The sequence below is a fragment of the Erythrobacter sp. SN6-5 genome (assembly GCF_057364945.1).
The window spans coordinates 612,454-629,652 of the sequence record NZ_CP200282.1 but is presented as its reverse complement, the minus strand read 5'-3'; the positions used below and the strand labels follow the sequence as shown (position 1 = coordinate 629,652).

Below are 17,199 nucleotides of genomic sequence, written 5' to 3'. Positions count from 1 at the left end.
TCATGAAATTCTGGACGGAGAATGTCGGGCTTGAGGGTTTGACAGAGCAGCAATTGCGTTGCGCTCTTGATTCCGAAAAGGTGTCGGATGGGTGGATCGCTCAGCTTGAGAAGACTGAGAAGGACTACCTCCACACTATGGCGTTTATAAAACCTTCGGGGGAAGTGGGTTTCTATCTTGAGCGCCGTGGGCCGAATCCAAACCAATGGTATCGGGGCGTTACACCGGACCGCCCGAAACACATCTTCCCGAGGCATTGGTGGCAGTTTTGGGCCAAGGACATCGAAATTCACTTGTTTGGGCGTGAAGAGATGATCGATGCCTTTTGCCAATTTTTGGATGGTGAGAGCCAACCTGATAAGGCTAAGTGGGAAGAGATTCCTCCAAGCTATCGGGACTGACTGTCTTTGGCTGAAACCATCCCTCTCCCCCTTGCGTAACTGCCTACAATAAGGGCACAACGCCCTCACCCAGTTGCTGGGGGAGAGAGAATTGACCGAAACCATACCGAGCAAAGAGCTGCGCAAGCCGACGATCCTCTCGCGGATCGTGCGCCGCATCATCCTGCTGATCTACAATTGGAACGGCTGGAAAGTCATCAGCCCGCTGCCCAAAGACATAAAGAAATATGTCATCGCGGGCGCGCCGCACACCTCCAATTGGGATTTCGTCTTCTTCGCTGGTGCGACCGATGTTGAACAGGTGAAGTCGAACTTCATGGGCAAGCACACTCTGTTCCAGGGGATCATGCGCAATTTCATGCTCGATATGGGCGGCATTCCGGTCGACCGCACCAAGAGCAACAGTGCGGTTGAGCAAGTCGCCGAGGAATTTGCCGCGCGCGAAGAGCTGGCGCTGGTGATGGCAGCGGAGGGCACACGTTCTTCCGATGGCAAATGGAAGTCCGGCTTTTATCACATCGCTCAGGCCGCCGGTGTGCCGATTGTTCCGGCCTATGCCGACAATGAGAAGAAGACGATTGGCTTTGGCCCACCGATGATCCCAAGCGGGAATTACGGCGAAGACTTGATGAAAATCGCTGAGTGGCTGCTGTCGAAAATCCCTGACTATCCGCGCTATAAAGTGCTGGAGGCTCAGGCCCAGGCCATCATTGATGGCAAGAACGACGTCTGATTACGGTCGAATGAAACTGCCCGGCGCATAATTTACCAATCCAACCTGCAAAAGTGCTGCCTTATGCCTTTAACACGCCTCGGTGCGCCCCTACATAAGCGTCAGGATTAGGAGGGTAGTCCAGATGCCGTTGACCAAGGATACAATCGAGAGCGAGCGCGAACGAATTGCGCAGCTTGCGCTTGACCTGGTGGATCAGCGCGGCAGCGCAATCGAAATGCAGACCGTGGTCTTGGAAACCGGCCTGTCGCGCGCACGTTTCGATGAGATTTTCGAGAATGAAGATGACTTCTTTGATGCGGTCGCGGCGCATTGGCTGAAGCCGAATAATGCCGCGATTGAAGAAGTGATGGCCAGTGACCTGCCGCCCAATCGCAAGATATATGAGTTTTTCCGTCGCCGGTTTGTGATCTCGCGCGATCGCTACCACGAGAACCCGGCCTATTTCGAGATCCTGTGTGAGTTGGGCGCGGAAAATTTCGAACGCATTCGCTCGCATATTGATCTTGCCGATCACTATCTGTGTGAATTGATTGCCGAGGCTCAGGTTGATGGCTTCTTTGCCGGGCTGGAGATTGATGAGGCACTGTCGCTGATCAATCAGATGGTCAGCATCTACACCATGCCCGATGCTCTGGTAATGCTGGGCGATAAGCTGACCGAAGAAAAGCTTGCACGGATCGTCGACACTATCTTTGTCGGATTGTCTGGCGAAGCGGGTGGTTCAGCGGGCGGGGTCAACACGATCAGGATAGCGACATAGGCTGGATCGTGGCCTAGCGCTGCCAGCGAACGTCAATCCTTACGGTCCCTAAATTGCAGCACATTGTTGGGGCGCGGCAGGGGGCTGCGCGGTTTGCTTTTGTCAGACAGCGCATATTTCAGGCTCGCCCCGATCATCAGCGTGGATGTCGCAATCAGGGCCGCCGCCCAGAACCAATGCGGCAGCCACAGCGCCGCTTCAATTGCGCCGGTATCCGACAGCATGGGATTGCCGCCGATCACCGTGCGCTCGGTAAACAGATAGTCGAAATCACGCAGCATACTCATCGCTGCCAGCATGCCGAGAAATTGCAGTGCAAAGCGGGCGAGTCCATCGGGCGCGCGCCACGCGATCACGCCGATCAGCGCGCCGACCAGTGGCAGCATCGCCAGACCCACGCCGGAGCGGACATAGAACACGGTGGAGATCGCGATTGCTCCAGCCAGCGCGAGGAGAGCTAGCCGCCAATATTTCGCATTGGCGCTGGCCAGGATCAACGCCGCGCCAACCACGCTGGGCGCCAACGGACCGCCAGCGGCAATCGCGGCTCTGGTGAAGGGGCCAGGCATCACTGTCGAGGCGGCTTTCGGCGACGCCCGATCCATCGGCATAGATCAGCAGTCGCTCAAATTCCTGACCGGTCAAAATCGCGGTCATCCCGTGGCCCATTTCGTGGAACCATGTGGTGAGGATTGAGAATGGATAGATGATGTAATTGCCAAACGGCAGTGCCGGGATGAACAGGATCACGACCACCGCCAGAATGAGCCGCCCGACCTGCTCGGCCTGACTGCCGGGTTTCACCACAGACTGCATTACTGGGCTCTATCCGATATTGCTGGGCTGTCTCTCACCCGCACAACATGGGCAGGATACACGCATATTTCAATCCATCACTGCATCGACTCAGGCGGCGGGTGAGGCCGGAGCGCTCTCCTCGCCCTCGGCGCGCTGTTCCTGTAGGATTGACCAGCTGGCAAGGAAAAGTCCCGCGACCAGCGGGCCGAGAACGATGCCGGAAAAGCCTGCAAAAGCGATCCCGCCCAATGTCGTAACCAGAATGATCCAATCGGGAATGCCGGTGTCGCGGCCCACCAGAATGGGGCGCAGCACATTATCGGCCATGCCGATTACCAATGCTCCGGAAAACAGCACGAATACGCCCTGCCATATCTCACCAACCGCTAGCAGATAAATGGCTGCCGGCAGCCACACCAGCGCCGTGCCGACCGCCGGGATCAACGACAGGATCGCCATCACTACGCCGAAGAGGATGGCCGAGGGAATGCCTGCGATCCAGAATGTGATCGCGCCCAATGCTCCTTGGACCACACCAACGACTAACGAGCCTTTGACTGTGGCGCGGACAATAGAGAGGAAGCGCTCTGCTAACCGGTCCGCGATCGGCCGCTCCAATGGCAGGCTGGAGAGGATTGTCTCGCCCACCCGCTTGCCATCACGCAGCAGGAAAAATGTCACATACAGCCCGATGGTGAAGCTGAGGAAAAAGCCGAGCGCGCCGCCACCCACGGCGACCGCTTGGCGTGCGATAATCCCGGCGCTTTCGCCGATCACCTCCTGCGCCCGGGCCTGAAGATTGGAAAGGTCGGTCCAACCGGACGTTTCCAGATTCTCACGGATCGATAATGGAATTGCGGTGTATACCGTGTTGAACCATGCGGCGATGTCGATCTCGCCATTTTGGAATGCGGCGACGACACTTGCTGCCTCGTCGATCACCAATCCGCCGATAAACATCGCAGGCAGCAGCACCGCAAAGGTGATGATCAGCATGGTGATCCCGGCGGCGGGGTTCATCCGTCCGCCAACGCGTGCCAGAACCCAGCGGTGCAGCGGGCGAAACATAACCGCGGCCAGCGCCGCCCACAGCAGTGGGTTAAAAAACGGCCAGACAATCACCAGCAGCAGGACGGTGACAGCGGCGACCAGCAATAGGAAACTGGACTGCTCTAGCGGGGTTTTGTGATGGGCTTCGCTCATAGCGTTCCATCTCGGCCAAAACACGGGCGGTTTCAAGAGTCTCCGCGCCATAAGGCCCGCCAGCGATGATGGATGGGTAAGGGTTTTAGAAGCCGCGGATCGGCTCCGTTAACCCCTACACATCCAGGTTTGCGACGTTCAGAGTCCCAAGCGGTTCTTGAAGTCGTCAGACATCAAGGTTCGCGACGTTGAGAGCGTTGTCCTGAATGAATTCGCGGCGCGGCTCCACCACATCACCCATCAGGCGGGTGAAAATCTCATCCGTTACGTCCGCGTCTTCGACTTTTACCTGCAGCAACACGCGCGCCTCTGGATCAAGCGTGGTTTCCCACAATTGCTCCGCGTTCATCTCTCCCAGACCTTTATAGCGGCTGATCGAGAGGCCTTTGCGGCCAGCGGTCAGAACCGCATCTAGCAGTTCTGTCGGGCGGGTGATCGCATCATCGCTGCTGGCGGCGACCGGCGTGTCATCACCGCTCTCTTCGCTTGCATCATCGCTATCGCTGGCAGTGGATTTGATCAGCACGTTGGGTGTCTCGTAAACATCTGCCTCTTCGCCAGCGACGCTGTGCATTTTGCGCGCCTCGGCGCTTTCGAGGAACTTCGCCTCAAACAAATGCGCATCGGTGACGCCGCGCCACAACCGCTCAAAGGCAATGCTGCCATCTTCGGTACGGCGCGCGCTCCATTTCGCGTCCGCATCGCCGGATTGCAGGCGCGCAGCGGCTTTATCGAGCGCGGCGCCAGAGCCAAGATCATCGGGATTGAACACCCCGGCGAGCGCCATCGCCTCGATAATGGCGGAGTTATAGCGGCGCGGCGCAAAGGCGATAAGATTGCGCATGCGAAGCGCGTGATCGACCAGCGCCTCCAGCTCATTGCCGCTGCGCTGCGTGCTGCCGCTGTCTAGCACGCGGCCCTGCAATCCGCCTTGGATCAGATAACGATCAAGCTCGCGGTCATCCTTGAGGTAGACCTCACTTCGGCCCTTCGCGACCTTGTACAGCGGCGGCTGAGCGATGAAGAGGTGTCCGGCTTTTACGATCTCTGGCATTTGCCGGTGGAAGAAGGTGAGCAGCAGGGTGCGGATATGCGCGCCGTCGACGTCGGCATCGGTCATGATCACGATTTTGTGATAGCGCAGCTTCTCAAGGTTGAACTCATCGCGAATGCCGGTGCCCATCGCCTGGATCAGTGTGCCGACCTCTTTCGATGAGATGATCCGGTCAAACCGCGCGCGCTCCACATTGAGGATCTTACCTTTGAGCGGAAGGATCGCCTGGGTCTTGCGGTCGCGGCCTTGCTTGGCAGAGCCGCCAGCGGAATCGCCTTCCACCAGGAACAGTTCGGCCTTGGTCGCGTCGCGTTCCTGACAATCGGCGAGCTTGCCGGGCAGGGATGCAACGGACATCGCGCCCTTGCGGCTCATCTCACGGGCGCGTTTGGCAGCTTCGCGAGCGGCGGCGGCATCGATGATCTTTTGGACGATGATTTTCGCTTCGGCTGGGTTTTCCTCCAGCCATTCGGTCATCTTCTCACCCATCAGCGATTCCAGCGGCTGGCGCACTTCAGAGCTGACCAGCTTGTCTTTCGTTTGTGAGGAGAACTTCGGATCAGGCAATTTGACGCTGACAATCGCGGTCAGGCCCTCGCGCATATCCTCGCCCGACAGGCTGACCTTCTCTTTTTTGAGCAGGCCGCTGGCCGCTGCGTAATTGTTGAGCGTCCGGGTCAGCGCCGCGCGGAAGGCGGCGAGGTGCGTGCCGCCATCGCGCTGAGGAATGTTGTTGGTAAAGGTGAGGACGTTCTCGTAATAGCTGTCGTTCCACTCCAGCGCGACGTCGATCCCAATGCCCTCTTTCTCTGCCGAGACAGAGATAGGATTGGTGATCAGCGCCTCTTTATTGCGATCAAGATAGCGCACGAATGCGGCGATCCCGCCTTCGTAAAACAGATCATGCTCCAGCACTTCCTCGCCGCGATTGTCGCGCAGCAGAATGCGCACGCCGGAGTTCAGGAAGGCAAGCTCGCGGTAGCGGTGCTCCAGCTTGTCAAAATCGAACACGGTGACGTTTTTGAACGTCGTCTCGCTGGCCATAAAGGTCACACGGGTGCCCTTCTTAAAGCCATTGTCGTCCGGGTTCTGATCAACCTTGGGTGCGTCGCCCAGCACTTCCAGGCTTTTCACCGCATCGCCGTGCTCAAAGCGCATCCAGTGCTCTTTGCCATCGCGCCAGATCTTCAGCTCAAGCCATTCTGACAGAGCGTTGACCACGGAAACGCCCACGCCGTGCAGGCCGCCAGAAACCTTATAGGCATTGTCGTCAGAGGTGTTTTCGAACTTACCGCCCGCGTGCAGCTGGGTCATGATGACCTCGGCGGCGGACACGCCCTCTTCCTTGTGCATGCCAACGGGAATGCCGCGGCCATTGTCCTCTACGGAAACGCTGCCATCGGCGTTGAGCTCTATCAGTACGAGGTCGCAATGCCCCGCCAGCGCTTCGTCAATTGCGTTGTCCGATACCTCAAACACCATGTGGTGCAGGCCCGACCCGTCATCGGTGTCGCCGATATACATGCCAGGGCGTTTGCGCACCGCATCAAGGCCTTTCAGAACCTTGATCGAATCGGCGCCATATTCGCCCTGCTGTTTTTCCGGCCTGGAGCCGGTTTCAGGAGTGTTTTCGGGTGTTTCTGGGGTGTTCTCATCCATGCCTATCATATAGGCGCTCTGCGGGCGAACCCCAAGCTTTTGCCGCCCCTGGAAGGGGCTTTTCCACCAACCATTTTTGCCCATGCAAATCGCGGCCTGCCGGTGTGCCAAAACCGGCCACTTGCATTTCTCTCTATCTTAAGATAGTTAGCTATCTAATCAAATATTGGAGGTGAGAGATGGCGGTTTCGCGCAGAGGCATTTTGGCCGCAGGTTTAGGCGGAATGGCATTGGTGGCAGCAGGCGGGGCTTGGCGGGTTACGCGCACGCCGCAAACCGCCTTTGGCCCATGGGATCTCGATCCTACTCCACCGCAGGATGTGAGGCTCGATGCGTTCCGGCATGCGATCCTGGCGCCCAATCCGCACAATCGCCAACCGTGGGTGATCCAGTTGATTGGTGAAGACGAAGCGATAATCACCACTGATCTGTCACGCGATCTGCCGATTACCGATCCGTTTGATCGCCAAATAACCATCGGTTTTGGGACATTCCTGGAAACCGCACGTATCGCCGCGGCCCAACGCGGGGTGGAGATGACGATCGATCCTTTCCCCGAAGGCGATAGCCCAAGCGCGCTCGACACGCGCCCGATTGCGCGTCTTACTTTCGCGCCCAGCACCGCGCCGCAAGGCGATCTGTTGTTCCCGCAAATCGTTCGGCGCCGCTCCAACAAAGAGGAATATGATTTAGGGCGGAAGGTCGCGCGCAAAGATCTGGAAGCGATCACCGCATCGGGCGGATCATTCTCCAACGATAGCGCATTCCTTGATCAGCTACGTGCAGAGATCGTTGCCGGCATTGAGACCGAGATGACGACCCACGCCGCCAATATGGAGAGCGTCGAACTGATGCGGATTGGTCATGCAGAGGTGGATGCAAATCCAGATGGGATCGAATTGCACGGCCCGATGATCGAAGCTGGTGAGCTGACGGGTTTCGTGACCCGCGCAGACTTGGCCGACCCGCAAAGCTCCGGCTTTCAGCAAGGGCTCGATATGATGCGCCGAACCTATGGCTCTATCCCAGCGTTGATCTGGATCACAACGCCAGGCAATTCGCGCGCCGACCAACTTGAGGCGGGTCGCCAATATGTTCGGGCGAATTTGCAGGCCACCGCGTTGAGCCTGGGCATGCACCCGATGAGCCAGAGCTTACAGGAATATGCCGAGGTTCAGCCGATGTACCGCCGCGTACACAGCCTTTTGGGTGCAAGCGGGGCAGAGCGGGTTCAGATGCTGGCGCGGGTGGGCTATGGACCAGTGACAGGCCCGGCACCGCGCTGGCCGTTGGAGACCCGTTTGGCATGACCTCGTCCGACCAGCTTGCATTTGGTGTGTTCACCGAAATCGGGATCATTGATCAGCTGGCCAGCCATGCCTTCACACAGGTCTTGCCGCGCAGCATGAGCATCGCGCAGTTCGGTATCCTCAATCACTTTGTCCGCTTGGGCCATGAATATCGCACTCCCGCGCAATTGGCCGAGGATTTTCAGGTCAGCCGCCCAACCATGAGCAACACCTTGTCTCGTTTAGAGCGGTCGGGATTGGTCGAGATCACGGCAAACCCAGACGATGGGCGCGGAAAACGGGTGAGCATCACGGACAAGGGACGATCCATGCGCGAACAATGCATCGCCGGATTGGCCGCTCCGATTGCGGATACGAATGCTCAAGTGCCGCCAGAATTGCTCGAGAAAATCCACCCACTCTTGACGCAACTGCGCGAGATTATGGACCAGATGCGAAATTAGGATCCCGCTAGACGATTCCGTCGCCGCCGCGACTATCGCTGCGCTGGAAAGGCGAGCCGGAAATGCACTGACCCTCGCCAGATCGTGCGATGCAATAGCGGAGCAAGTGCAGCGCGAGCTTCCTCGCTGAATTGGCTTTTATAGCAATCAATTGCGCTCGCGGCGGCTTCCACATCTTGAGGCTGATAACTCAGCCGGTCGGTCACGAGGTTGGGGGCCGTGGTGGCCCAGGCTTCAAATTCTGGCAGATCAGGGCGCGATCCGGCGGGAATGGCAGAATAGAGCAGGTCTGGTCGGCGCCCTTCCATTCCCTGCACAACCTGCGTGACAGCCGCGCTGATCATGCGGTGGTCGCCGTGACCATACCCGCCATCCGGCCCCCAGGTCATAATCACTTGCGGGCGCTTTTGCGCGACGATCACGGTAATCTTGGCGAGCGCTTGGCGCGATGCGCTGTTGGGATCGCGCGGTTGATCAGCCAATGTGCCATCGCCCAAATCCCAGAATATCGGGTCCTCAAGGCCCAAGGCAGATGCCGCGCATAGCGCTTCACCTTCGCGTAGGCGGGCCAGCTCTTCGCCGGGTTCCAGGCTGCTGGTGCCCGGCCCGGCATCGCCGCTGGTTGCGAAAACCAGGCTGATGTCCGCCCCATCGCGGGCCGCCCGGGCAAGGATCGGTGCGATGGTCACCTCATCATCTGGATGGGCGAGGATCACGAGAATGCTCGGGCCGCTGACACGGCGCAGGCCTTGCGGTGCGTTCTCTCGCGTTAGCTCGCCGCCCCTTTGCTTCGCTTGATCTTGCTGCGGCGCATCCTGCGCCAGAGCAGGCACGGTGAGACAGGCAAGAGCCGCGCTGGTGAGGCAAACCTTCGCTGCATTAATCCATTGATGTGCCATTGGTCTTTGGTGCCTTTCGCGGGTGTTTTGTGCACTCTTGCAGGCAAGCCTTAACGGATTATGCTACTATCTTGAACCATTGCGCAGCGCGCGCGGGGCATTAAGGTTTGCCGATATGATCACCAACACAATGCTTGCCCGTTTGACGGAGCCCCATGGCTCCTTTCCCGAAATCCTCAGCGCATGGGCCGATATCCAGCCCGATAAGCTCGCTCTGCTTGACGAGCAGAGTTCGATTACTTGGGCTGAGCTAGACCAACTTACGGCAAGGCTTGCTGCGCGGCTGGTGGAAACGGGGTTGGAGCGCGGGCAATCGGTCGCGATCCTTGGCGCATCCTGCATCAATTACGCTGTGGTCTTTCTGGCCGCCGTGCGCGCAGGCGGGGTCGCCGCGCCGCTCACAACCAGCGCATCGCCAGAGCAATTGGCAGGGATGGCGAAAGATTCCGGTGCACGGCATCTGTTTATCGACACTGCGAAAGCAGATGAGTTGGGCGCGGCGTTCCTGCCAGAGCTTGAGCACGTGCCGCTCGAAGATGTGGGCAGTTGGATGGCGCCCGTGGGCACCGATGCCCCAGCGTTTAAACCGGATCCGAAAGATGCCTTCAACATCATCTATTCCAGCGGGACAACTGGCATTCCCAAGGGGATCGTTCATTCGCATCAAATGCGGTGGCGGCAATTTGCCACGACCGCTGTCTCTTATCTGGAGGCGGGGCTGGAGGTTCGTTCGCTCGCCAGCACGCCGCTCTATTCCAACACCACCATGGTCGCGTTCCTGCCGCCGCTGCTGGCAGGCGGGACCGTGCGCATCATGGGCAAGTTTGATTGCGAGCGCTGGCTCACCCATGCTCAATCTGACCGCACCAATGTGACCATGCTGGTCCCGGTGCAATATCAGCGGCTGATGGATTTTGCGCGGTTTAACGATTTTGATCTGACTTCGCTCGCGCTCAAATATTGCACCTCTGCGCCCTTCTCCGCTGAGCTGAAGCGTGAGGTGCTCTCCCGCATGCCGGGCGGCTTGATCGAGATTTACTCGATGACGGAAGGCGGGGTCGTGTGCCTGCTGGCGTGTCACGAATTCCCAGACAAGCTGCACACGGTTGGGCGGCCCGCCCCGGGCAGCGAGCTCAAAGTGCTGGATGATGAGGATCAGCCTGTGCCTGCTGGCACACCCGGTAACCTCATCGGGCGCTCGCACACCATGATGGCGGGTTATAAGAACCAGCCGGGCAAAACCGCCGAGGCGCAATGGACCGATCCCGCAACCGGCGAGGCCTGGATGCGGATGGGCGATATTGGCCGGGTTGATGCGGAAGGCTTTGTCGAGCTGGTCGGCCGCGCCAAAGATATGATCATCTCTGGCGGCTTTAACATCTACCCCAGCGATCTGGAGGCGGAGTTGGAGAAAGAAGCAGACGTGGTCGAGGCAGCCGTGGTTGGGATCGCATCAAAGCAATGGGGTGAGACGCCGGTCGGCTTTGTTGTGCTGGATAAGGCGGCGCGCGATGCAGCCAAGATTTGCGGCGCGGTGAACGCGCGGTTGGGCAAGACCCAGCGGCTGTCTCAATTGCATGTGATTGCGGAAATGCCGCGCAGCCACATTGGTAAATTGCTGAAGACGGAGTTGCGTGAGCAAGCAGAGTCTCTCGCAGGATAGGCTGAGCTCGTTCACTCAGATCGTCTTTTCTTATGAGAGGGGGCGCGGCCACCAGCTTCAGGGGGGTCAGGGGGGTGAGCCAGTGACCGCGCATTGTGCGACCCGAGGGGTTGTTCTCGGGCTTGCATATGAGAGTTCGCGGGGTTTGCCGATTGCGTTACAGACCAACGCGAACTTTTTTACTTTTTCGTAATTAATCGTCTATGTCATTGAATAAAATAAATAATTATTTTTGATTTTTAGACGAGGATGGCCTGAAACGAAGCGCCGCTTACGGCGAGGGCAACGGTCAGGGCGAGAATTTTCTCAGAGATGATACGCATTTTGAATTCCTTTGAATGAGTCTTGAATTTGGTGTCGGCTATAGTTTCGCAGGGACCGCAATAAAGTTACACACTGCCGTGTGTTCATTACGTATCCACGACCACATATTTCGCAGATGGTCAGGCGCAGAGGGTGCTTCGCGCCGCGTAAGCGGCACAATTCAGACCGTCCCGTTCGATATGTAGATCGCAGGCAATCGAGACGCGGCCGCCAGAGGGGCCGAGGGAAGGCCCTGAGGGAGGACAAGTCGACCGCGTCTCTTATGCCTGCTGGGCTTATCGCCCCCTTCGCACGGGAAGGGAGGGTCCGCATCATGCACCCGGGGGAGGGCGCTGGCGGGCGGGCGACGTTCGTTTCTGCCGTGCTGCGCGATTGCTCGCGCCTCAGGCTCTGCGTCCGCCGACTCGCTTTGCCCCGTGACTGGGGACGATAAGCAGGCTGGTGATGGCCAGCGAGGGAAGCTTGGCCATCACCGGTGCGACAACGAAGAGAGCGGGAGAGGAGGCTCAGTTCGTTGTTGCAAGAGACAAATGGTGTTTCATGCAATCGAACTCAAATGCCAAAATTCGCAAAGTCTTTGCGTTTTTTGCAACATAATTGATGCACGCTTCGCATGATTGCGCAAAGCCGCTCGTGCACCACTGGACTTGGCCGCAGCCGCTGCCTAACCCGGCCCGCATGTCAGACACCCATACGCCCGATTCCATCCTAATCGTCGATTTCGGCAGCCAAGTGACCCAGTTGATTGCGCGCCGCGTGCGCGAGGCCGGGGTCTACTCAGAGATTGCCCCCTTCACTCTGGCGGAGGAAGCCTTTCACCGGATGAAGCCGAAGGGCATTATTCTGTCTGGATCACCGGCCAGCGTTCCGGACGAGGGTTCCCCGCGCGCGCCGCAGGTGCTGTTTGATGCCGGCGTGCCGATCCTGGGCATTTGTTATGGCCAGCAGGTGATGTCGCACCAGCTGGGCGGCGAAGTGCGGCCCGGCCACGAGACCGGAGACGGTGGCGAATTTGGCCGCGCGTTCCTAACCGTGACGAAATCTTGCGCTCTGTTCGACGGGCTTTGGGCCGAGGGCGAGCGCCACCAAGTGTGGATGAGCCACGGCGACAAGGTTACCAAATTTGCCCCCGGCTTTGAGATTGTCGCGACCAGCGACGGCGCACCCTTTGCGGTGATCGCCGATGAGCAGCGGCAATATTACGGCACGCAATTCCACCCAGAGGTCGTCCACACGCCCGATGGCGGGAAGCTGTTGGCGAACTTCGTGCATAAGGTCTGCGGGCTGGCGGGCGATTGGACCATGGCCGCTTACCGCGAGACAAAGATCGCCGAAATCCGTGAGCAGGTTGGCTCTGGTCGGGTGATTTGCGGTCTATCCGGCGGGGTCGATAGCTCTGTTGCCGCGATCCTGATCCACGAAGCAATCGGTGATCAGCTAACCTGCGTGTTCGTTGATCATGGCTTGCTGCGCCTCAATGAGCGGGAGCAGGTTGAGAGCTTGTTCCGCGATCATTACAACATTCCGCTGGTGGTGGTAGACGCGGAGGAACGCTTTATGGCGGGCCTGTCCGGTGTCTCTGATCCAGAGGCGAAGCGCAAATTCATCGGCGGCGAGTTTATCGCCGTGTTTGAGGAAGAGGCGAACAAATTGGGCGGGGCCGATTTCCTCGCGCAGGGCACGCTCTATCCCGATGTGATTGAGTCCGTCTCTTTCACCGGCGGGCCATCGGTGACGATCAAGAGCCACCATAATGTCGGCGGCCTGCCAGAGCGGATGAAGATGGAACTGGTCGAGCCGCTTCGAGAGCTGTTCAAGGATGAAGTGCGCGCGCTGGGCCGGGAACTTGGCCTGGATGAGCAATTCGTTGGCCGCCATCCCTTCCCCGGTCCGGGCCTCGCGATCCGCATTCCGGGCGAAGTAAACAAAGAACGCTGCGATATCCTGCGCAAGGCGGATGCGATCTATCTCGAAGAGATCCGGAATGCCGGATTGTACGACGCCATCTGGCAGGCGTTTGCCGTTCTGCTGCCGGTCAAAACCGTCGGCGTGATGGGCGACCACCGCACCTATGACAATGTCTGCGGCCTGCGCGCGGTCACCAGCACCGACGGCATGACGGCGGATGTCTATCCGTTCGACGCCAGCTTCCTAACCGGCTGCGCAACCCGCATCGTCAACGAAGTGCAGGGCATCAACCGCGTGGTCTATGATTACACCAGCAAACCGCCGGGCACGATTGAATGGGAGTGATTCGCGACGCGGATTGATCCACCGTTTCCCTTCTTCCGTTCGTCCTGAGCTTGTCGAAGGACGAAAATGTCATAGAATTTGCAAATGGAATTCTGGGCTTACATGTTGCGATGCGCGGATGGCCGTTATTACGCCGGTCATACCGACAATTTGGAATTGCGCATGGCTCAGCATCAATCAGGCTCGGTCGCTGGATACACCCGAAACCGTAGGCCCGTCACCTTGGTGTGGAGCCAAAACTTTCCAACCAGGCACGAAGCATTGGCGGCGGAGAGGCAGATCAAAGGGTGGTCGCGCGCAAAGAAAGAGGCGTTGATTGAAGGGGATTGGGAAAAGATATCGGTTCTTGCTCGCTCGAAGCGTTCGTGAAGTGATCTCTCAACGTTCATCCTTCGACAGGCTCAGGACGAACGGATTGTTCCCGCGGTCCTTGGTGGTCAGCCCGCTGCCATCGCACAAGCGCAAAGCAAGAGGTACCACTCTGTAATGCCCACCATCTTCACCCACGCCATTGTTCCGTTAGCCATTGCCGCTGCTACGGGGCGCGGGCGCATTTCGCCAAAGCTTGCCATTGCCGGGTCTGCCTTTGCGATCCTGCCTGACGCCGATGTCATCGGTTTTCCCCTAGGGATCGATTATGCGCATGAATGGGGGCACCGCGGCGCTACGCATTCGCTCGCCTTTGCCGCATTGTTCGCCGCCGCCACCGCGCTGATCTGGAAAGAGGCGCGAAGTTTGGGTGCCTGGGCGTTCCTGACCTTTGCGATGGCCAGCCACGGCCTGCTCGACACGCTGACCAGCGGCGGGCTGGGCGCGGCATTGTGGTGGCCGTTCGACAACGCCCGCATCTTTGCGCCTTACACGCCTGTGCGCGTCTCTCCCATTGGGGCGGATTTCTTCTCCGTGCGCGGGGTGGTGACGCTGGCGTCAGAGCTTAGATGGATCTGGCTGCCTTGTATTGCCTTGGCGCTGAGCGGTTGGATCATCCGGCGTAAGGCGCGCGCTTAGGCCGCGAACTGAACGCCGGTCAGCTCTTCTGATTTGACCCACAAAGCCTCAGCCAAGGCCTCATCGCGAATATGCGGATAGACGCCGGAGCCGCGCGGCGTGTCTTCGCTCGCCATCGCGCCAATATTGCAATCCTCGCAGTAGACGCCGCCCATCCCCTCAAGCAGCGGCGAGACGGCACACCAAGTGCTGGTCGCGGCGCCTTCTTCGGTGGATTTGAACGCCTCGTGCACGTTTCCTTCCTCGTCATACCAGCCCATGGCGACCTGTTCTTCCATCGTTAAATGGCGCTGGAGCGGGGTGGCGATCCCGCCGGGATGGACGGCAAAGGCGCGCACGCCATGCGGCTCGCCCAGTCTGTCGAGATGGAGCGCGAACAGCGCATTGGCGGACTTGGCCTGACCATAGGCGAGCCATTTGTCATAATCACGCCGTTCGAAATTGAGGTCTTCCAGGTCTAGCCCATTGAGGCGGTGCCCGATCGATGACAGCGCAACAACGCGGGCATTGCCCGCCGCCTTCAGCAGCGGCCAGAGGCGTGCGGTCATATGAAAATGGCCCAGGTGGTTGGTCGCGAATTGCGCCTCATATCCGCGCTCATCGCGCGCCAGAGGGCATGCCATGATCGCGGCATTGTTGACCAGAATATCCACGCGGTCCGTGCGTTCGGCCAGCGCGATTGCAAAGGCGTCGATTGAGCTGGGCGCAGAGAGATCAAGCTCTAGGATTGCGATCTCGCCGGGCATATCGGCTAAGACCTCACGGGCTTGTTCCACCCGGCGCGCGCCGACAATCACCTTCGCTCCAGTGCCAACGAGCGCCCGCACGGTTTCGGTCCCAAGGCCGGAATAGCCGCCCGTTACCACCACCACTTTGCCGGACAGGTCGATCCCGTCCGCCACTTCGCGCGCGGTTGAACGATATCCGAAGGGCGAGGCGATTGGGGCTTGGGCGGATGTCATCGGGCAATTCTCCTATGCGACCTTTATCGGGCGGGGTGTGTCATCGTGCCATGAATGAGGCGCGCCAGCGAGTCGCAAATCTAAGCCCGCTATGCAGCCTCGCTTTTCACGCTAAGGAAGGGATATGCAGCTCGACCTCGGCTCTGATCCGCGCACCGAAACACTGCGCCGTTTGCAGACGGGATTGATCGCGTCATTCGGACGGATCAGTCGCCCGGCTGATAAGCGGCACGATCCTGTCTGGGTGCTGGTTCACGGGGTGATCGGCGCGCAGACCAAGACGGCGGCCTCCAACGCATCGACCGACGCTTTGCTGGCGGAATATGGATCGTGGGAGGCAGTGGCCGAGGCAGATGAAGCGGAGCTGGAGGCGCGATTGCAGCGCCAGACCTTCCCCAGCGTGGCAGCAAAGCGGCTGAAACAATGCTTGAATGCGATCATTGAAGAATGCGGCTCGGTTGATCTGCGGCACCTCTCCAACCTGCCCACCGAGGATGCGATGGCGTGGCTGGAGACGCTGCCCGGCGTCGCGCGCAAGAACAGCGCCGGGGTGATGAATGCCAGCACCTTCAATCGCAAAGCGATGGTGATTGACGGGCATCACCGGCGGATCATGCAGCGCATGGGGATTGTCCCGGTCAAAGCGGATACTGCGCGCACCTATGATGCGCTGATGCCGATTGTGCCACCGGAATGGAGCGCAGAGGACATGGACGAGCACCACCTCCTGCTCAAGAAATTGGGACAGACGCATTGCCGCCCACGCAAAGCCGCATGTGAGGGATGCCCCGCGGGCGAATATTGCGACACGGGCCGGGCGGAGCGGCCATGAAGGCGGGCGCACTGTTGACCGGATTGCTTGCCGCGCTCGCGGTCGCTGCCTTTGCCGGCAATTCGCTGCTGGCGCGGGCCGCTTTGGCTGACGGCGCGATAGAGGCAGGCGCGTATTCTGCGATCCGCCTGGCTTCGGGAGCCTTGGTTCTCTTGCCGTTTTTGGGCGGGCGGCCATCGCATCGCGATCTGCCCGGGGCGTTTGCGCTTGCGGCCTATGTCGCCGGGTTCTCGCTTGCCTATCTGCATTTGAGTGCCGGGATCGGCGCACTCATCCTGTTCGGCTTTGTCCAGGCAACGATCATCACCATCGGAGTGGTTCGCGGAGAGCGATTGATCGCGCGTGGCTGGCTTGGCCTGATGCTGGCGCTGGGCGGATTGGTCTATGTGCTCGCGCCTTGGGAGGCGGGACGCAGCGCGGCGGGCCTTCTGCCTGGTCTGCTGATGGCGGGGGCAGGCATGGCCTGGGGCGTATACACTCTGATCGGGCGCGGGTCGGGTACCGCGCCGGGCGGAGCAACAGGCAGCACCGCCAGATATTTCCTGATCGCCAGCGTTATCGTCGCACCCATGCTCTTGCTCGATGGCACTATGCCGCGCTGGGACGGCGTATTGCTGGCGGTAATCTCTGGCGTGGTCACATCGGCGCTGGGCTATGTGGTTTGGTACAAGGTTGCACCTCAGCTCGCCCTGGCGACGGTCGCCAGCGTGCAATTGGCAACGCCTGTGGTCGCAGCCTTGGGCGGGGCGCTGTTTCTGGCAGAGGCGCTGACGATGGGCGCCGTCATTGGCGGCGCGATGATATTGGGCGGCATTGCATTGACGGTGAATGCGTCGCGGGCGGCAAGGTGACGGCGGGCCTCGCACCTTACGCTACGGCGCGCTCCGTTTAGCA

16 protein-coding genes and 1 pseudogene are annotated in these 17,199 nt (G+C 59.4%); 11 read left to right on the top strand and 6 right to left on the bottom strand.

Features of this window, described 5'->3' with window-relative positions:
• The first annotated feature begins 2 nt into the window (after positions 1-2).
• The 3 genes from AC0V6Z_RS03080 (at position 3) to AC0V6Z_RS03070 (ending at position 1,897) form a co-directional block, all read left to right on the top strand.
• Positions 3-401 (top strand): hypothetical protein, encoded by a 399-nt coding sequence (locus AC0V6Z_RS03080; RefSeq protein WP_472639935.1) that lies wholly within the window; start codon positions 3-5, stop codon positions 399-401.
• 91 nt (positions 402-492) lie between these two features.
• Positions 493-1,134: a lysophospholipid acyltransferase family protein gene (locus AC0V6Z_RS03075; RefSeq protein WP_472639934.1), complete on the top strand. Its 642-nt coding sequence runs from the start codon at positions 493-495 to the stop codon at positions 1,132-1,134.
• A gap of 124 nt (positions 1,135-1,258) precedes the next feature.
• Complete coding sequence (locus AC0V6Z_RS03070; RefSeq protein ID WP_472639933.1) at positions 1,259-1,897, top strand: hypothetical protein; 639 nt, start codon at positions 1,259-1,261, stop codon at positions 1,895-1,897.
• Positions 1,898-1,929: 32 nt separating this feature from the next.
• Here the strand turns inward: AC0V6Z_RS03070 and AC0V6Z_RS03065 are convergent, their stop codons facing one another.
• From AC0V6Z_RS03065 to gyrB, 4 genes and pseudogenes are all read right to left on the bottom strand, one after another.
• On the bottom strand, positions 1,930-2,466 hold the full coding sequence (locus AC0V6Z_RS03065; protein WP_472640831.1) for a M50 family metallopeptidase: 537 nt from the start codon (positions 2,464-2,466) through the stop codon (positions 1,930-1,932).
• An 82-nt stretch (positions 2,467-2,548) separates the two neighbouring features.
• Positions 2,549-2,713 (bottom strand): annotated as a pseudogene (locus tag AC0V6Z_RS03060) (M50 family metallopeptidase); the annotation flags it as partial.
• A gap of 90 nt (positions 2,714-2,803) precedes the next feature.
• Entirely contained in the window at positions 2,804-3,898 is a 1,095-nt protein-coding gene (locus AC0V6Z_RS03055) for an AI-2E family transporter (RefSeq protein WP_472639932.1), read from the bottom strand.
• Positions 3,899-4,064: 166 nt separating this feature from the next.
• Entirely contained in the window at positions 4,065-6,611 is a 2,547-nt protein-coding gene (gene gyrB / locus AC0V6Z_RS03050; protein WP_472639931.1) for a DNA topoisomerase (ATP-hydrolyzing) subunit B, read from the bottom strand.
• A gap of 179 nt (positions 6,612-6,790) precedes the next feature.
• Between gyrB and AC0V6Z_RS03045 the strand changes: the two genes are divergently transcribed.
• Both AC0V6Z_RS03045 and AC0V6Z_RS03040 read left to right on the top strand, forming a co-directional pair.
• Complete coding sequence (locus tag AC0V6Z_RS03045; RefSeq protein WP_472639930.1) at positions 6,791-7,921, top strand: Acg family FMN-binding oxidoreductase; 1,131 nt, start codon at positions 6,791-6,793, stop codon at positions 7,919-7,921.
• Complete coding sequence (locus tag AC0V6Z_RS03040; RefSeq protein ID WP_472639929.1) at positions 7,918-8,364, top strand: MarR family winged helix-turn-helix transcriptional regulator; 447 nt, start codon at positions 7,918-7,920, stop codon at positions 8,362-8,364. The genes AC0V6Z_RS03045 and AC0V6Z_RS03040 overlap by 4 nt, the downstream gene beginning before the upstream one ends.
• Before the next feature lie 32 nt (positions 8,365-8,396).
• On the opposite strand, the gene AC0V6Z_RS03035 is transcribed toward AC0V6Z_RS03040, so the two are convergent.
• On the bottom strand, positions 8,397-9,263 hold the full coding sequence (locus AC0V6Z_RS03035) for a PIG-L family deacetylase (protein ID WP_472639928.1): 867 nt from the start codon (positions 9,261-9,263) through the stop codon (positions 8,397-8,399).
• 115 nt (positions 9,264-9,378) lie between these two features.
• On the opposite strand from AC0V6Z_RS03035, the gene AC0V6Z_RS03030 reads away from it, so the two are divergent.
• The 4 genes from AC0V6Z_RS03030 to AC0V6Z_RS03015 all read left to right on the top strand — a co-directional run bounded on the left by AC0V6Z_RS03030 (position 9,379) and on the right by AC0V6Z_RS03015 (position 14,511).
• Positions 9,379-10,926, top strand: coding sequence for an AMP-binding protein (locus AC0V6Z_RS03030; protein WP_472639927.1), 1,548 nt, complete (start codon positions 9,379-9,381; stop codon positions 10,924-10,926).
• Positions 10,927-11,928: 1,002 nt separating this feature from the next.
• Complete coding sequence (guaA, locus tag AC0V6Z_RS03025) at positions 11,929-13,503, top strand: glutamine-hydrolyzing GMP synthase (RefSeq protein ID WP_472639926.1); 1,575 nt, start codon at positions 11,929-11,931, stop codon at positions 13,501-13,503.
• Between the two features lie 84 nt (positions 13,504-13,587).
• The gene (locus tag AC0V6Z_RS03020; protein ID WP_472639925.1) at positions 13,588-13,872 is read left to right on the top strand and encodes a GIY-YIG nuclease family protein; all 285 of its coding nucleotides are present in this window, start codon (positions 13,588-13,590) and stop codon (positions 13,870-13,872) included.
• Positions 13,873-13,989: 117 nt separating this feature from the next.
• The gene (locus AC0V6Z_RS03015) at positions 13,990-14,511 is read left to right on the top strand and encodes a metal-dependent hydrolase (protein WP_472639924.1); all 522 of its coding nucleotides are present in this window, start codon (positions 13,990-13,992) and stop codon (positions 14,509-14,511) included.
• Here the strand turns inward: AC0V6Z_RS03015 and AC0V6Z_RS03010 are convergent.
• Positions 14,508-15,473, bottom strand: a complete 966-nt coding sequence (locus tag AC0V6Z_RS03010) for an oxidoreductase (RefSeq protein ID WP_472639923.1) — start codon at positions 15,471-15,473, stop codon at positions 14,508-14,510. The two genes, AC0V6Z_RS03015 and AC0V6Z_RS03010, sit on opposite strands and share 4 nt — an antisense overlap.
• A 124-nt stretch (positions 15,474-15,597) precedes the next feature.
• Here AC0V6Z_RS03010 and AC0V6Z_RS03005 point away from each other — a divergent pair, with 124 nt between their 5' ends.
• Together AC0V6Z_RS03005 and AC0V6Z_RS03000 are read left to right on the top strand one after the other, a co-directional pair.
• Positions 15,598-16,305: an endonuclease III domain-containing protein gene (locus AC0V6Z_RS03005; RefSeq protein ID WP_472639922.1), complete on the top strand. Its 708-nt coding sequence runs from the start codon at positions 15,598-15,600 to the stop codon at positions 16,303-16,305.
• Entirely contained in the window at positions 16,302-17,156 is an 855-nt protein-coding gene (locus tag AC0V6Z_RS03000; RefSeq protein ID WP_472639921.1) for a DMT family transporter, read from the top strand. The genes AC0V6Z_RS03005 and AC0V6Z_RS03000 overlap by 4 nt, the downstream gene beginning before the upstream one ends.
• Positions 17,157-17,199 lie beyond the last annotated feature (43 nt).

What these genes read in the sequence shown, in the direction of transcription:
- AC0V6Z_RS03080 (WP_472639935.1), top strand. Translation starts at nt 3, where the DNA reads ATGAAATTCTGGACGGAGAATGTCGGGCTTGAGGGTTTGACAGAGCAG.
- AC0V6Z_RS03070 (WP_472639933.1), top strand. Translation starts at nt 1,259, where the DNA reads ATGCCGTTGACCAAGGATACAATCGAGAGCGAGCGCGAACGAATTGCG.
- AC0V6Z_RS03065 (WP_472640831.1), bottom strand. Translation starts at nt 2,466, where the DNA reads ATGCCTGGCCCCTTCACCAGAGCCGCGATTGCCGCTGGCGGTCCGTTG.
- AC0V6Z_RS03055 (WP_472639932.1), bottom strand. Translation starts at nt 3,898, where the DNA reads ATGAGCGAAGCCCATCACAAAACCCCGCTAGAGCAGTCCAGTTTCCTA.
- gyrB (WP_472639931.1), bottom strand. Translation starts at nt 6,611, where the DNA reads ATGGATGAGAACACCCCAGAAACACCCGAAAACACTCCTGAAACCGGC.
- AC0V6Z_RS03045 (WP_472639930.1), top strand. Translation starts at nt 6,791, where the DNA reads ATGGCGGTTTCGCGCAGAGGCATTTTGGCCGCAGGTTTAGGCGGAATG.
- AC0V6Z_RS03040 (WP_472639929.1), top strand. Translation starts at nt 7,918, where the DNA reads ATGACCTCGTCCGACCAGCTTGCATTTGGTGTGTTCACCGAAATCGGG.
- AC0V6Z_RS03035 (WP_472639928.1), bottom strand. Translation starts at nt 9,263, where the DNA reads ATGGCACATCAATGGATTAATGCAGCGAAGGTTTGCCTCACCAGCGCG.
- AC0V6Z_RS03030 (WP_472639927.1), top strand. Translation starts at nt 9,379, where the DNA reads ATGATCACCAACACAATGCTTGCCCGTTTGACGGAGCCCCATGGCTCC.
- guaA (WP_472639926.1), top strand. Translation starts at nt 11,929, where the DNA reads ATGTCAGACACCCATACGCCCGATTCCATCCTAATCGTCGATTTCGGC.
- AC0V6Z_RS03020 (WP_472639925.1), top strand. Translation starts at nt 13,588, where the DNA reads ATGGAATTCTGGGCTTACATGTTGCGATGCGCGGATGGCCGTTATTAC.
- AC0V6Z_RS03015 (WP_472639924.1), top strand. Translation starts at nt 13,990, where the DNA reads ATGCCCACCATCTTCACCCACGCCATTGTTCCGTTAGCCATTGCCGCT.
- AC0V6Z_RS03010 (WP_472639923.1), bottom strand. Translation starts at nt 15,473, where the DNA reads ATGACATCCGCCCAAGCCCCAATCGCCTCGCCCTTCGGATATCGTTCA.
- AC0V6Z_RS03005 (WP_472639922.1), top strand. Translation starts at nt 15,598, where the DNA reads ATGCAGCTCGACCTCGGCTCTGATCCGCGCACCGAAACACTGCGCCGT.
- AC0V6Z_RS03000 (WP_472639921.1), top strand. Translation starts at nt 16,302, where the DNA reads ATGAAGGCGGGCGCACTGTTGACCGGATTGCTTGCCGCGCTCGCGGTC.